Origin of the sequence: Stenotrophomonas maltophilia group sp. Smal17 (assembly GCF_030237045.1) — a bacterium.
Lineage (GTDB): Bacteria > Pseudomonadota > Gammaproteobacteria > Xanthomonadales > Xanthomonadaceae > Stenotrophomonas > Stenotrophomonas forensis.
On the sequence record NZ_JASJSU010000031.1, the window covers coordinates 1 to 14,663 of the forward strand.

The 14,663-nt window shown below is 67.4% G+C and carries 12 protein-coding genes; 9 read left to right on the top strand and 3 right to left on the bottom strand.

Features of this window, described 5'->3' with window-relative positions; translation table 11 throughout:
- On the top strand, positions 1-692 hold a 692-nt coding region (locus QRO93_RS10280), incomplete at its 5' end, for a TorF family putative porin (RefSeq protein WP_285304151.1).
- Between the two features lie 199 nt (positions 693-891).
- On the opposite strand, the gene tdh is transcribed toward QRO93_RS10280, so the two are convergent.
- Entirely contained in the window at positions 892-1,914 is a 1,023-nt protein-coding gene (gene tdh / locus QRO93_RS10285; RefSeq protein WP_008267065.1) for an L-threonine 3-dehydrogenase, read from the bottom strand.
- A gap of 292 nt (positions 1,915-2,206) precedes the next feature.
- Here tdh and QRO93_RS10290 point away from each other — a divergent pair, with 292 nt between their 5' ends.
- From QRO93_RS10290 to QRO93_RS10320, 7 genes are all read left to right on the top strand, one after another.
- Complete coding sequence (locus QRO93_RS10290) at positions 2,207-4,372, top strand: S46 family peptidase (protein ID WP_053448897.1); 2,166 nt, start codon at positions 2,207-2,209, stop codon at positions 4,370-4,372.
- Positions 4,373-4,551: 179 nt separating this feature from the next.
- Positions 4,552-5,196 (top strand): histidine phosphatase family protein, encoded by a 645-nt coding sequence (locus tag QRO93_RS10295; protein WP_008268389.1) that lies wholly within the window; start codon positions 4,552-4,554, stop codon positions 5,194-5,196.
- Between the two features lie 41 nt (positions 5,197-5,237).
- Complete coding sequence (gene folC, locus QRO93_RS10300) at positions 5,238-6,509, top strand: bifunctional tetrahydrofolate synthase/dihydrofolate synthase (protein ID WP_180878934.1); 1,272 nt, start codon at positions 5,238-5,240, stop codon at positions 6,507-6,509.
- A gap of 81 nt (positions 6,510-6,590) precedes the next feature.
- Positions 6,591-7,646 (top strand): SPOR domain-containing protein, encoded by a 1,056-nt coding sequence (locus tag QRO93_RS10305; protein ID WP_180878936.1) that lies wholly within the window; start codon positions 6,591-6,593, stop codon positions 7,644-7,646.
- 43 nt (positions 7,647-7,689) lie between these two features.
- Positions 7,690-8,451 (top strand): CvpA family protein, encoded by a 762-nt coding sequence (locus QRO93_RS10310; protein ID WP_053448900.1) that lies wholly within the window; start codon positions 7,690-7,692, stop codon positions 8,449-8,451.
- A 30-nt stretch (positions 8,452-8,481) separates the two neighbouring features.
- On the top strand, positions 8,482-9,948 hold the full coding sequence (gene purF, locus QRO93_RS10315; protein ID WP_008265108.1) for an amidophosphoribosyltransferase: 1,467 nt from the start codon (positions 8,482-8,484) through the stop codon (positions 9,946-9,948).
- 12 nt (positions 9,949-9,960) lie between these two features.
- A complete protein-coding gene (locus QRO93_RS10320) occupies positions 9,961-10,782 on the top strand; it encodes a ferritin-like domain-containing protein (protein WP_180878960.1) in 822 nt (273 codons plus the stop codon).
- Positions 10,783-10,849: 67 nt separating this feature from the next.
- Here QRO93_RS10320 and QRO93_RS10325 read toward each other — a convergent pair whose 3' ends face one another.
- Positions 10,850-12,307 carry a DUF2235 domain-containing protein gene (locus QRO93_RS10325; protein ID WP_180878940.1) on the bottom strand — a complete coding sequence of 486 codons (1,458 nt, stop codon included), beginning with the start codon at positions 12,305-12,307 and terminating at the stop codon, positions 10,850-10,852.
- 225 nt (positions 12,308-12,532) lie between these two features.
- On the opposite strand from QRO93_RS10325, the gene QRO93_RS10330 reads away from it, so the two are divergent.
- Positions 12,533-13,786 (top strand): M12 family metallo-peptidase, encoded by a 1,254-nt coding sequence (locus QRO93_RS10330; protein ID WP_053448903.1) that lies wholly within the window; start codon positions 12,533-12,535, stop codon positions 13,784-13,786.
- Between the two features lie 87 nt (positions 13,787-13,873).
- Here the strand turns inward: QRO93_RS10330 and lpxH are convergent, their stop codons facing one another.
- The gene (gene lpxH / locus QRO93_RS10335) at positions 13,874-14,620 is read right to left on the bottom strand and encodes a UDP-2,3-diacylglucosamine diphosphatase (RefSeq protein ID WP_053448904.1); all 747 of its coding nucleotides are present in this window, start codon (positions 14,618-14,620) and stop codon (positions 13,874-13,876) included.
- Between the last annotated feature and the right edge of the window lie 43 nt (positions 14,621-14,663).

A 14,663-nucleotide genomic window follows, 5' to 3' on the forward strand; every position in this document is an offset into this window, starting at 1 on the left:
TGAAGCACGCCCGTGCCTGCCTCGCCATTGCCGCCGCCCTGACCCTCGCGCCGTTCGCCGCCAGCGCCCAGGACAACGAATCGCCCTACAGCTGGAATGTCACTGCGGTGTCGGACTACCTGTTCCGCGGCGTGTCGCAGACCGACGAAAAGCCGACCCTGCAGGCGGGCTTCACCTACACCTCGCCGGTCGGCCTGTACGCCGGTGTCTGGGGCTCGGGCGTGGACTTCGGACCGGGCGACCCGAACACCGAGATCGACTACCAGATCGGCTACGGCGTGGACGTCACCCCGCGCGTCAACTTCGACGTGCTGCTGAACCGCTACACCTACCTCGGCGCCAGCAGCCAGAACTACAACGAGCTGGTCACCACCACCACGCTGGACGAGACCTACAAGCTGATCGTGGCCTACACCAACGACCAGTGGAACAGCGGTACCGACGGCTGGTACTACGGCGTCGGCGGTCAGTGGGGCCTGCCGCAGGACTTCACGCTGAACGCCAATGTGGGCCGCAGCAGCTTCGAGAAGGGCCTGGCCAAGGACTACACCGACTGGAACGTCGGCGTCAGCCGCAAGTTCGGCCTGTTCGATGTCGGCCTGGGCTACTACGGCACCGACGGCAATGGACGCGACAACTCCGGCAAGCTCGCACACAGCCGCGTGCTGCTGACCGTGGCCATCGGCAAGTAACGCCGCAGGCGTTACGGCAGGTGCCAGGCTTGCCTGGCACGCTTTGCGAAAAAGGCGCCCATCGGGCGCCTTTTTCAATTCCGCAGTGTTCCTGATCCCGGCTGGGGGGGAGCCCCCTTGTTGTTCAAGGGGGCGCGCCAACGGCGCGGGGATAAGGAAACATGCGCGGACTGATTCAACGTGCCGAAGGCACGATGGATCAGTTCCAGCTGAGCACGACCTTGCCGGCCTTGCCTTGTTCCATCAGGTCGAAGCCCTTCTGGAAGTCATCGATCGGCAGCTGGTGGGTCATCACCTTGCCGAGCGGGAAGCCGGACAGCACAAGCTGGGTCATCTTGTACCAGGTCTCGTACATCTTGCGGCCGTAGATGCCCTGCACGGTCAGGCCCTTGAAGATGATCTTGTCCCAGTCGCAGCCGGCGCCCTTGGGCATGATGCCGAGCATGGCGATCTTGCCGCCGTGGTACATGCAGTCGAGCATGTCGTTGAACGCACGCGGATTGCCGCTCATTTCCAGGCCCACGTCGAAGCCCTCCATGTGCAGCTCCTTCATCACGTCCTTCAGCGACTGGTTGGCGACGTTGACCACGCGCGTCGCGCCCATGTCGGCGGCCAGCTTCAGGCGGAAGTCATTGACGTCGGTCACCACCACGTTGCGTGCACCGATGTGCTTGCAGATGCCGGCGGCGATGATGCCGATCGGGCCTGCGCCGGTGATCAGCACGTCCTCGCCGATCACGTTGAATTCCAGTGCGCAGTGCGCGGCGTTGCCGTAAGGGTCGAAGAACGCGGCCAGTTCCGACGGGATCTGGTCGGGGATCGGCCACAGGTTGCTGGCCGGCATCACCATGTATTCGGCGAAGGCGCCGTTGACGTTGACGCCGATGCCGACGGTGTTCGGGCACAGGTGCGGACGGCCGCCACGGCAGTTGCGGCAGTGGCCGCAGACGATGTGGCCTTCGGCCGAGACGCGCTGGCCGATCTCATAGCCGGTCACCGCCGAGCCGAGCGCGGCGATGCGGCCGACGAACTCGTGGCCGATGGTCAGGCCCGGCTTGATGGTGCGCTGGCTCCACTCGTCCCACAGGTAGATGTGCAGGTCGGTACCGCAGATCGCGGTCTTCTCCAGCTTGATCAGGACCTCGTTCGGGCCCGGGGTCGGCACCGGAACCTCTTCCAGCCAGATGCCCTTGGCCGCTTCGCGCTTGACCAGGGCCTTCATCGTTTGCTGCGCCATCGGGGTGGAACTCGTCAGGGGGAAAGCGCGGATTATAGGGCGCCGCGCGGATTTCCTATGTTGCGCTGCGGGTGCAGTGGCGGAACGAAAGGCGTGCGCCGGGGGGCATTTCGAACATGGACGCTGTGCTCGGCGGGCATGGCCCGGCGGATGCGTGAGTGCCGACCAAGGTTGGCTGCTACCGGGGCGTCGGTGCGCCCGGGCCATGACTTCCGGGGTTCGGGGCGGGGCAGGGTGGCGGGCTACAATCAAGGGTTCCACTACCAGGGGCCGCTCCATGCGCTCGAACCTGCTTGCATTCTCCATCGTCGCCAGCCTTGGGCTGGTCCAGGTCGCCCATGCCGCTGAAGGCATGTGGGTACCGCAGCAGCTGCCGGAAATCGCCGGCCCGCTGCAGAAAGCCGGTCTGAAGCTGTCCCCGGAGCAGCTGTCCAACCTCACCGGCGACCCGATGGGCGCCGTGGTCGCGCTTGGCGGCTGCACCGCCAGCTTCGTTTCGCCGCAGGGCCTGGTGGTCACCAACCACCACTGTGCCTACGGCGCGATCCAGCTGAATTCGACCGCCGAGAAGAACCTGATCAAGGACGGCTTCAACGCCCCGAAGCACAGCGATGAGCTGAGTGCCGGCCCGAACGCCCGTGTCTACGTGCTCGACCAGATCACCGACGTCACCGCCCAGGCGAAGGCCGCCATTGCCGCTGCCGGCAACGATCCGCTGGCCCGCAGCCGCGCGCTGGACGCCTTCGACAAGGCCCAGGTCGCCGCCTGTGAAGCCGAGGAAGGCTTCCGCTGCCGCCTGTACACCTTCTCCGGCGGCAACACCTACCGCCTGTTCCGCAACATGGAAATCAAGGACGTGCGCCTGGTCTACGCGCCCCCGGGCAGCGTCGGCAAGTACGGCGGCGACGTCGACAACTGGATGTGGCCGCGCCACACCGGCGACTTCTCGTTCTACCGCGCCTACGTCGGCAAGGACGGCAAGCCGGCGGCGTTCTCGGCCGACAACGTGCCGTACCAGCCCAAGCACTTCCTGAAGTTCACCGACCAGCCGCTGGGCGCCGGCGACTTCGTGATGGTGGCCGGCTATCCGGGCCGCACCAACCGCTACGCGCTGGCCGGTGAATTCAACGAAACCGCCAGCTGGACCTACCCGACCATCGCCAGGCACTACAACGCGGTGCTGAAGATGATCGACGAGGCCGGCAAGGCCGACGCCGACGTCAAGGTGAAGTACGCCGCCACCGCGGCCAGCATGAACAACGTGGCCAAGAACTATGCCGGCCAGCTGGAAGGCTTCAAGCGCATCGACGCCGCTGGCCAGAAGCAGGCTGAAGAAGCCGCTGTGCTGGCCTGGCTGAAGAAGCAGGGCGCCGCCGGCAAGCCGGCCCTGGCCGCACACGCGCAGCTGATCAAGCACCTGGACGCCAGCAAGGCGACCCGCGAGCGTGACCTGTTCGTCGGCCAGTTCAACAACACCTCGGCGGTCAGCGCCGCCATCGGCCTGTACCGCCTGTCGATCGAGCGCACCAAGCCGGATGCCGAGCGTGAAGTCGGCTACCAGCAGCGCGACCTGCCGACCCTGGAAGGTGGCCTGAAGCAGATGGATCGCCGCTATGTGGCGAAGATGGACCAGCAGCTGCAGACCTACTGGCTGGACCAGTACGTCGCCCTGCCGGCCGCGCAGCGCAACAACGATGTGCTGAACACCTGGCTGGGCGGCAGCGATGCCAACGCAGTCAAGGCGCTGGTGGGCAAGCTGTCGGGCACCGAGCTGGGCAGCCTGGACGCGCGCCTGAAGTGGTTCAAGGCCGACCGCGCCGCGTTTGAAGCCAGCACCGATCCGGCCATCCAGTACGCGGTGGCGATCATGCCGTCGCTGCTGAAGCAGGAAGAGCAGAAGAAGATCCGCGAAGGCGAGTCGTTGACCGCGCGCCCGCTGTACCTGCAGGCACTGGCCGACTACAAGAAGAGCCAGGGCGAGTTCGTGTACCCGGATGCCAACCTGTCGCTGCGCATCACCTTCGGCAACGTGATGGGCTATGAGCCCAAGGACGGCGTGGCCTACACCCCGTTCACCACGCTGGAGGGCATCGTCGCCAAGGACACCGGCGTGGATCCGTTTGATGCGCCCAAGGCCCTGCTCGACGCGGTCAAGGCCAAGCGCTACGGCGGCCTGGAAGACAAGCGCGTCGGCTCGGTGCCGGTGAACTTCCTGTCCAACCTGGACATCACCGGCGGCAACTCCGGCTCGCCGGTGCTGGATGCGAATGGCAAGCTGGTCGGCCTGGCCTTCGACGGCAACTGGGAATCGGTCAGCTCCAACTGGGTGTTCGATCCGGTGATGACCCGCATGATCGCGGTCGACAGCCGCTACATGCAGTGGATCATGCAGGAAGTGGCGCCGGCACCGGAGCTGCTGAAGGAACTGAACCTGGCGAAGTAAGCCGGTTGCGGTAGTGCCGGCCGCTGGCCGGCAAATCCCAAAGCCCCGCGACCCACGTCGCGGGGTTTTTTCATGCCCGGCCCGGCCCGGTGCGCCGAACGGGTATCATCCGTGTTCCGCGTACTTCACAGGATGTGAACGAAACGCGGAACCTCCTCCCCCCAGGACCCCTTGCACGCATGCGCATCCTGCTTGCCCGCCACGGCGAAACGCCGTGGAACGCCGAAGGCCGCTACCAGGGCCAGATCGACATCCCGCTTTCGCCGATCGGTGAAGCCCAGGCCCAGGCACTGGGTGCCCGCCTGGCCTCGGTGGACATTACCCGTGCCGTCGCCTCGCCGCTGTCGCGCGCGCAGCGCACCGCGCAGCTGGCGCTTGGCGCTGCCCGCGCCGACATGCTGCTGACCGAGCCGGAGCTGCAGGAAATCGCCCACGGCGAATGGGAAGGGCTGCTGGCCAGCGAGATCCACGAGAAGGACCCGTCGCGCCTGCAGGCCTGGCGCGAGGAGCCGGACACCGTGCTGATGCCCGGCGGCGAATCGCTGCGGCTGGTGCTGGAACGCAGCTGGCGTGGCCTGGCGCGTGCCACCGAAGGTCTCGGTGAGCACGACACCCTGCTGGTGGTCGCCCATGACGCAGTCAACCGGGTGATCCTGTGCAAGGTGCTGGGCCTGCCGATCTCCCGCCTGTGGACCTTCCGCCAGGCCCCGACCACGCTCAACCTGCTTGAAGGCGCCGACCTGGACAGCCTGGAAGTGGTGCGCCTGAACGACTGCGCCCACCACACGCCGTTCTTCGGTGAAGCCAAGCACCGCGCCCTCTGATCCATCCCTTCGCATCAACTGCTTCTGCTGGAACCGCTGCCGTGACGAACACCCCGACCACCCTGGCCGACTGGCTGGACTACATTGAACGCCAGCACCCGGCGACCATCGACATGGGCCTGGAGCGCGTGCGCGCCGTGGCCACGGCAATGGGACTGGACGTGCCGGCCAAGCGCACCATCGTGGTCGGTGGCACCAATGGCAAGGGTTCCACCGTGGCCTTCATCGAAGCCATCGCGCGTGCCGCCGGCTGGAAGGTCGGCGCGTACACCTCGCCGCACCTGCTGCGCTACAACGAGCGCGTGCGCATCGACGGCCAGGACGTGGACGATGCGGCGCTGGTCGCCGCGTTCAACGCCATTGAAGCGGCGCGCGGCGACATGACGCTGACCTATTTCGAGTACGGCACGCTGGCCGCACTGCGGCTGTTCGCCGATGCCGGACTGGATCTGGCGGTGCTGGAAGTGGGCCTGGGTGGCCGTCTCGATGCGGTCAACATCGTCGATGCCGATGTCGCGGTGATCACCACCGTCGACATCGACCATGCCGAGTGGCTGGGCGAGGATCGCGAAGCGATCGGCACCGAGAAGGCCGGCATCATCCGCGGTTGGAAGCCGGTGATCCTGGGCGAGACCGACCCGCCGTCGAGCGTGCTCGCACGTGCCTATCTGGTCGGTGCCAATGCAATCCGCGGCGGCAGCGACTACTTCTACGAGCCGATCGATGCCCAGCGCTGGCGCTGGCGTGATGTCGGCATGCGCATGGAACTGCCGACCCCGGCCCTGGCCGGCCCGATCCAGCTGGCCAACGCCGGCGCCGCCATCGCCGCGCTGCGCGCGCTGGACAAGCCGGTGCCGCGTGCCGCCTGGGCAGCAGGTATCGCTGCGGCGCGCATCGCGGGCCGGATGCAGGCCTTCGAGCGGAATGGCGTGCAGATCCGGGTCGATGTCGGCCACAACCCGCAGGCCGCGGGCCAGCTGGCGCGCGCATTGAAGGCCGAAGTGGTGCCCGGGCGCACCCTGGCGGTATACGCCGCGCTGCAGGACAAGGACGCAGTGGGCGTGGTGCAGGCCCTGCAGGACGTGGTGGGCGAGTGGACCCTGGCCGGGCTCGATGGCCCGCGTGGGCAGGATGCTACCCAGCTGCAGGCACGCCTGGCCGGTACCGTGGCCGCCTCGGCAGCACTGGCCGGCAGCGTCGAGCAGGCGCTGGCACAGGTGCTGGCGCAGGCCGGGCGCGGCGACCGCGTGCTGGTGTTCGGCTCGTTCCATACCGCTGCGGCCGCCCTGCACTGGTTGAGCGGCGAAGCCTGATCTGCGTTCAGCCAACGCCGACGCCGTCCGGTCCGGCACCCGTATAATCGATGGCAACCTCCGGACAGTTGCCTGCCTCACGTGGATACGCCCCTGAAACAGCGTCTGATTGGTGCCATCGTGCTGGTGGCGCTGGCCGTGATTTTCCTGCCGATGCTGGTCAAGGGGCCGGCACCTGACAGTGGTGTCGCCAATGTGCCGATCGCCGCACCCAATGCGCCGGCCGATGGCCAGTTCGAAACCCGCGAGCTGCCGCTGGTCGCGCCGGCAGGCGGCGCCACCGGGCTGCAGACCGGCCAGGCCAGGCCGGTGCAGGAGGCTGCAACGCCTGCCTCACCGCCGACCGTGGACACCTCGCCGGCGGTTGCCGCCGGCAACTATGCGGTCACCTTCGGCGCTTACGGCAGCAAGGCCGACGCCGATGCGGTGATTGCCTACCTGAAGCGCTCGCAGCTGCCGGGCTTCGCCGAGACGGCCACCATCAACGGTCGCCAGGCGTGGCGCGTGCGCGTCGGGCCGTATGCGGACCGCGCCCAGGCCGAGGCCGCGCGCCTGCAGGCGGTGAAGATCCGCGCCGACGTGAAGGCCGAAGTCATTGCCCTGGATGCGCCTGCGGCCAACAGTGCCGCCGTTGCCGCGACTACGGCCCCGGCTGCATCCAGCGCCAGCACACCGGCTGCAGCCACTGCACCGTCGGCCAGTGGCAATCCGGTGCGCAGCGAAAGCCTGCCGCCGAGCACGCCGACGGCCACCACCACTCCGGCAACCAGGCCGGAACCGCCGAAGCCGGCGCCGAAGCCCGAGGCGGCGAAGCCGGAAGCCAAACCCGAGCCGAAGCCCGATGCGACGGCCAGCAAGCCGGCGACGGCCCCGGCGACGCCGGCGGCACCGGCCGCCAACGGCGTCGGCTTTGCCGTGCAGCTGGGCGCGTTCGGCCAGGCCAACGATGCCAACGCGCTGCGTGACAAGGTCCGCGCCGCCGGCTTCAGTGCCTTCGTCGAGCAGGTGCGCACCGAAAAGGGCACCCTGCACCGCGTCCGCGTCGGGCCGGTGGCCAACCGCGCCGATGCGGAGCAGCTCAAGGCCCAGGTCGCCGCCAAGGTCGGCGTGGCCGGCATGGTCCGACCGCACCCGTGACCGCGCGCGTCGCCCGCTGCAGCCACCGGCAGGAGCGGGCGGCGTGATCGATATCGTGCTGGGCGTGCTGATCGGCGCCTCCGTACTGTTCGGTTTCATCCGCGGCTTTGTCGGCACGGTGGTCGCGCTGGTGTCATGGTTGCTGGCCGGCTGGATGGCCTTCACCTTCGGCAATCAAGCCTCGCACTGGTGGGCGGCCCCCCAGGCACCGGGTACCGGCCACTATCTGGCCGGATACCTGGGCGTGTTCGTTGTGACCGTGGTGGTGGTGGGGCTGATCGGCCTGCTGCTGAAGGCCGCCATCAAGCTGACCCTGCTCGGCGGCGTCGACCGCCTGCTCGGCGGTACCCTGGGCCTGGTCCGCGGGCTGTTCCTGTCCAGTGTCCTGTTGCTGCTGGCCGGTTTCACGGCGCTGCCGGGCGAACCGGCCTGGCAGCAGTCGCAGCTGCGGCCCGTGCTGCAGCCGGCCGTGGCCTGGATGCAGGCCCAGCTGCCGCAACTGGACGAACTGTTGCCGCAGGCCCTGCCACTGGACGGCCTGTTGCCTGTGCAGCTGCCCTTGCCCCTGGCCGAGAATGCCCCATCTACACCGCAGGTGTTGGGCAAGCCGACGGCGACAGGCGATAATGGTGTCCTCAACGCGGTAGTGGCGGGTGGCGGATGGCCGCAGCCCGTGGACGTGGAGCGGGAGCCCCGGCCGGCCCCCACACTGCCCAGCAACATCGAGCCGGCGCCTGCGCGTCCGGCGCGGCCCGCGCCTGCTGCGGGCGCCCCCCCAGGCCAGGTACGGCCACCTTCCCTGTAACTGGGCACAGCCCAGCGGAGACCTCGCACCATGTGTGGCATCGTCGGAATCGTCGGCAACCAGAACGTCGCCGGGCAGTTGTATGACGGCTTGACCGTCCTCCAGCACCGTGGCCAGGACGCGGCGGGTATCGCCACCGCCAGCGGCAGCCGCCTGCGCGTGCAGAAGGCCACCGGCCTGGTCCGCGATGTATTCGATGCGCGCACCATGTCGACCCTGGAAGGCAGTGTCGGCATCGCCCATGTGCGTTATCCCACCGCTGGTTCGGAAGGCATGGACGAGGCACAGCCGTTCTACGTCAATTCGCCCTACGGCATTGCGCTGGCCCACAACGGCAACCTGATCAATACCGAGGCGCTGCGCCAGCAGGTGTTCGAGCAGGACCGCCGCAACGTCAACACCGATTCGGACAGCGAAGTGCTGCTGAACGTGTTTGCGTTCGAATTGGACGCACAGCGCCAGCTCAGCCCGGAAGCCGCGATCCGCGCGGTCGCCGGCGTGCACCGCCGCTGCAAGGGCGGCTACGCGGTGGTCAGCGTGGTGCTCGGCCTGGGCCTGGTCGCCTTCCGTGACCCGCATGGCATCCGCCCGCTGGTGCTGGGCAAGCGCAGCCACGCCGAGGGCGATGAGTACATCGTCGCCTCCGAGTCGGCGGCGCTGGACGTGCTGGGCTTCCAGCGCGTGCGTGACGTGCAGCCGGGCGAAGCGCTGGTGATCACCGCGCGCGGCGAGCTGTTCTCGGAGATCTGTGCCGAGCCGGCCGAGCACACCCCGTGCATCTTCGAATACGTGTATTTCGCGCGTCCGGATTCGATGATCGACAACGTCTCGGTGCACAAGGCGCGCATGCGCATGGGCATCAAGCTGGGCGAGAAGATCCTGCGCCTGCGCCCGGACCACGACATCGACACCATCATCCCGATCCCGGATACCTCGCGCGATGCGGCGCTGGAGATCTCCAACGTGCTCGGGGTGAAGTACCGCGAAGGCTTCATCAAGAACCGCTACATCGGCCGTACCTTCATCATGCCGGGGCAGGGCGAGCGGGTGAAGTCGGTGCGTCGCAAACTCAACCCGATCCACCTGGAGTTCCGCAACCGCGTAGTGCTGCTGGTGGACGACTCGATCGTGCGCGGCACCACCAGCCAGCAGATCGTGCAGATGGCCCGCGATGCGGGTGCACGCAAGGTCTACCTGGCCAGCGCGGCGCCGCCGGTGCGCTTCCCGAACATCTACGGCATCGACATGCCGGCCGCCGAAGAACTGGTGGCGCACAACCGCACGGTGGAAGAGATCGAAGCCCACCTGGGCTGCGACTGGCTGATCTACCAGGATCTGGAAGACATGGAAGCGGCGGTGAGCGAAGGCAACCCGGCACTGCGCAACTTCGATTCGTCCTGCTTCAACGGCCATTACCCGACCGGCATCGAACCGGGCTATTTCGAGCGCATCCAGCAGCTGCGTTCGGACGACGCCAAGCACAAGCGCCGCGCCTGAGGCCCAGGCGTGATGGACGTGCCCGAGGTTGGAGGCGACCTGCTGCGCGCCGCGCAGCGGTGCCTGGCCGAAGCCGATCCGCTGCGCAAGGTCGCGCTGACCCAGGCCTGCGCCGCCGCGTTCCGTGCCGGCCGCCTGAAGGTGGCCGCTGATGCACCGCCGCCGGAGCCGATCCGCATGCCGGGCCGGCCAGCGCAGCTGCGGCTGGTGCATCCGCGTGAAGTGCCGCGGCGCGGACTGGGCGGCGTGGAGGGGCGTGCCGCCTTCATCCACGCCATTGCCCACATCGAACTCAACGCGATCGACCTGGCCTGGGATGCGGTGTACCGCTTCCGCGGCCTGCCGCCGGCGTTCCACGCCGACTGGGTCAGCTGTGCCGACGACGAATCGCGGCACTTCATGCTGCTGCGCGAGCGCCTGCAGGTGCACGGTCACGATTACGCTGATTTCCCTGCGCACAACGGCCTGTGGGAAATGTGCGAGAAGACCGCGCATGACGGCCTGGCACGCATGGCGCTGGTGCCGCGCGTGCTGGAAGCGCGTGGCCTGGACGTGACCCCGGGCATGATCGAGAAGCTGCGTAATGTCGGCGATGGCGATACCGCCGATGTGCTGGAAGTGATCCTGCGCGAGGAAGTCGCGCATGTCGCGGCCGGATCGCGCTGGTACCGCTGGTACTGCGACCGCGCCGGTGTCGAGCCGCGCGCGCGTTTCAAGGAGCTGCTGCTGGAGTACGCCGGCGGCTACCTGCATGGGCCGTTCAACATCGAAGCGCGCCTGCTGGCCGGCTTCGATGCCGACGAGCTCGCCAACCTGGTCGAGCAGGCCGGCTGAGAAAAAGGGGACGGAGGTAATTAAGTCGCTTATGGCACAAACGACTTGATTCCCTCCGTCCCCTTTTTCATGCGTTCGGCAGCACCACGCGCTTGCCATCCACGGTCGGCCGGTTGATGTAGAACAGTCCGGGGCCCGGTCGATACGGCAGCTCGCTGACGCCGGCGTCGGCGGCGTAGGTCAGTGCGGTATCGCCCAGGGCATCGAAATTCCAGTGTGCCGACTGCATCAGGTAGCGACGGCGCAGCAGCGCTTCCTGGGTCTGGGTCAGTGCCTGCCCGGCGACCAGGCGACGCGCGATCGGCTGCAGGGCGGATGGAAGTTCCCAGCCCTGGATCCCGGCGGCCTGCGCACGCCATTGCACGCCGGCATCGATCGCATGCTGCTGCATCACCTGCAGGGCGATCAGCTGGTAGCGCCAGTCGATGCGCCTGCGCAGCACGACTGCGGCGGTGACGTACAGCACGGGTGACAACAGCACGCTGCGGCTGCCGGCCCGGCGCTGCTGCTGCCATTGGTGCCAGACATCCACCCAGATTTCCTTGTCGCCGACGCCCAGCTGCTGCCGCCAGCGCTCCGCATCGGCCTGCGTTTCAGCGTAGGCGATGGTGGCCTGCAGCATCGCCAGCGGCGGTATCTGGTAGTCAGCAACGGCGGGGCGACGCAGCTGCTGCCGCCGTGGCCGGCTGAGCAGCTTGGGGCCTTCCTCGAGCTGGTTGTAACCGCCCCCGATGTTGGCATGCACCCCGGGCAGGGCGATCTCGGTGAACGGCGGTGCCACGCTGGTCAGCGGGTAGTGCTGGCGATGTTCGTCGCGCGCGGTGAGCTGCACGACGTGCGCGGCGATGTCACTGCGCAGAGCGAGACGTGGCTGTTCATCGGCGCGGCCGCCACTGACCGCGACCACGGTGTCGAACAGGCCGATGAAGCGCACGACCGGCACCGCGGGGGCGAAGTCGGCGGCACAGGCCAGGCCCGCCCCCTGCAGCAGCTGGCGCCAGCGTGAACCGTCCCAGCCCTGCAGCTGGTTGGCGATATCACGCGCCGCGGCGGCGCCTCGTGAAAAGCCGAACAGATCCAGCTGCACGCGGCGCAGCGGCTGTCGCCAGCGCGCGGCCAGCCCGGCCAGTGCAGCCGGCAGCAGAACCTGCAGCGCGCGCTGCACCTTCGCACGGACGCCGCTGGCACCGATGCCGAAGGCCAGTCCGATCAGATCGTCGTCGGCATCATCGCGGGTGCCGACCCCTTCCACATAGATCGACAGCGAAGGCGTGGCCACGGCATCGCGGCGGCTGTCCGGATACAGCTGCTGCAGCCGGGCGATGTTGGTCTCACCGTTGTCGTAGCTGCTGGTCAGCCGGCTCTGGTAGGTCGAGTCATCATCCGCGCGCAGCTGCACCGGGCGTGGATGCGGCTGCTGCGGGCGACCGCGGGCCAGGTTGTGGGCGTTGTTGCGGGTGCCATCGAAGAACAGGCCGATCCGCAGCAAGCCGACATCTTCGTCCGTGTCCTGCGATCGTGCCATGTGCATTCCTCGTCGTGGCCGCGTCAAAGTAGCGCGAAAAATGTGTATCTGCGATGTGTAGTGACGCTTTTGACCTGACTGAACGCAGATGCGGTTGATCACAATTCCTGATTTTCATTCGCATCAACTATTGAATTCACACGACCCGCGCAGGCCATATGGCCAGACCCGGCAAACCCGGGCGTGCTGCATCAACGCTGTTCACATCATTCAAGGAGCGACGCAATGTTGTCCAGATCGATTGGCAAAGCGGCAGGTGGCCTGGTGTTGGGTTTGTCGGTGGCAGCGGCCGCGCATGCGGCACCGTTGTTCGAGCCGGTGACGGTCATCAGCCGGGCATCGGCAAACAGTGAGCCCGCGCTGGGCAAGCTGCTGGCCACCCCGTCTACTGCGACGGTGCAGGAAGTCCGGGTCGACGCAGCGGCCACTGCGCAGCCACAACTGGAGTTCGAGCTGCTTGGCCAGCGCGTGCAGGCAGTGCGCAGCAAACTCGAGGCGCTGCCCGAGGGTGGCAGCATCTGGTACGGCCAGTTCCGCTCGCCTTCGGACAAGCTGACCGCGGCAACCTCCAACGGACAGGACGATCCCGGCAACTCGCTGATCCTGGTGCGCTCGGGCAACACCATCACCGGTTCCATCCGCAAGGACGGCAAGCTGTACCGGCTGCGCCCGCTGGGCAACCGCCATGTGCTGGTGGAGGTGGATGAGTCGCGGATGCCGGCCGACCATCCGGCCGATTACAACCAGCTGCCGAAGATCCCGATGGGCGACAACGATCGCATCGGCATCGCACAGGCCTCGTCCGGCACCCCCGCGACCATCCGTGTGCTGGTGGTGGCGACCAATGCCGCGGTGGCGGCCTACGGCGGCAACATGCAGTCGCTGGTGCAGCTGGCGGTGGCCGAGTCCAACCAGGGCTACGTCAACAGCAACGTCGGCATCACCATGCAGCTGGCCGGTTACGAGACCACCAGCTACACCGAGTCGGGCAGCTTCGATACCGACCTGGCGCGCTTCCGTGGCACCAGCGATGGCTACATGGACAGCATCCATACCAGTCGCAACACCACCGCCGCCGATGTGGGCGTACTGCTGATCAACAACACCGCCTACTGCGGCCTGGCCTCGGGTATCGGCTCGACGGCATCGACCGCGTTCGCGGCGGTGTACTGGGATTGCGCGACCGGCTACTACTCGTTCGCGCACGAGATCGGTCACCTGCAGAGCGCGCGGCATGACATCGCCACCGACTCGAGCACCTCGCCCTATGCCTATGGCCATGGCTATCGCTATGAGCCGTCGACGGGCACCGGCTGGCGCACGATCATGGCCTACAACTGCACCCGCAGCTGCCCGCGCCTGAACTACTGGTCCAACCCCAACATCAGTTACAACGGTATCCCGATGGGCAATGCCAGCACCGCCGACAACCAGCGCGTGCTGGTCAACACCAAGGCCACCATCGCGGCCTTCCGCTGAGTCCAGGCGCCGACCAAGGTCGGCGTCTACCCGGGCGCGTTTACCTGCTCCGGTAGATGCCAACCTTGGTTGGCAACCTGCGATCGATCATTCGCGGGCCAGCGTATCCAGCGACCAGCCGCTGGCATCCACGCGCAGCACCGAACCCTGTTCGTACCAGTCACCCAGAACAATGCGGGTACAGCCGCGTCCACCGGCCTGCAGCGAGTGGATTGCCGGGCGGTGGGTATGGCCATGGATCATGGTGTCCACCCCGTGGCGGACGAAGGTGGCCTCGACTTCGGCAGGGGCCACGTCGGTCACCGACTCGAACTGCGCACGGTCTTCCTGCTTCATCTCGGACTGGCGCGCCTGGCTGGCGTCGCGGGCCTTCTGTGCGAAAGCGATGCGTGCCGCCAGCGGCTGTGACAGGAACTGCGCCTGGAACGCCGGGTCGCGCGTCTGCGCACGGAACTGCTGGTAGGGGATGTCATCGGTGCACAGCAGGTCACCGTGCTGCAGCAGCACCGGGCGGCCGTACAGCTCGATCATGCACGGGTCGGGCAGGATGCGCAGGCCGGCACGGCGTGCGTAGTCCTCGCCGAGCAGGAAGTCGCGGTTGCCGCGGATGAAGTACACCGGCACGCCGCTGTCGGACAGCACCTTCAGCGCATTGGCCACCGCGTCGGCGGCAGGCGAGGGCGTGTCGTCGCCGATCCAGGCTTCGAACAGGTCGCCGAGGATGTACAGGGCATCAGCGCCGGGCGCCTGCTCGCGCAGGAAGCGCAGGAACAGGTCGGTGATTTCCGGACGGCTGGGGTCCAGATGCAGGTCGGAAATGAACAGCGTGGTCATGCCTGCATTCTAGGCCATCCACGATGACGGTAGCGCCGGGCCA

What these genes read in the sequence shown, in the direction of transcription:
- lpxH (WP_053448904.1), bottom strand. Translation starts at nt 14,620, where the DNA reads ATGACCACGCTGTTCATTTCCGACCTGCATCTGGACCCCAGCCGTCCG.
- QRO93_RS10295 (WP_008268389.1), top strand. Translation starts at nt 4,552, where the DNA reads ATGCGCATCCTGCTTGCCCGCCACGGCGAAACGCCGTGGAACGCCGAA.
- QRO93_RS10320 (WP_180878960.1), top strand. Translation starts at nt 9,961, where the DNA reads ATGGACGTGCCCGAGGTTGGAGGCGACCTGCTGCGCGCCGCGCAGCGG.
- purF (WP_008265108.1), top strand. Translation starts at nt 8,482, where the DNA reads ATGTGTGGCATCGTCGGAATCGTCGGCAACCAGAACGTCGCCGGGCAG.
- QRO93_RS10290 (WP_053448897.1), top strand. Translation starts at nt 2,207, where the DNA reads ATGCGCTCGAACCTGCTTGCATTCTCCATCGTCGCCAGCCTTGGGCTG.
- QRO93_RS10330 (WP_053448903.1), top strand. Translation starts at nt 12,533, where the DNA reads ATGTTGTCCAGATCGATTGGCAAAGCGGCAGGTGGCCTGGTGTTGGGT.
- QRO93_RS10325 (WP_180878940.1), bottom strand. Translation starts at nt 12,307, where the DNA reads ATGGCACGATCGCAGGACACGGACGAAGATGTCGGCTTGCTGCGGATC.
- tdh (WP_008267065.1), bottom strand. Translation starts at nt 1,914, where the DNA reads ATGAAGGCCCTGGTCAAGCGCGAAGCGGCCAAGGGCATCTGGCTGGAA.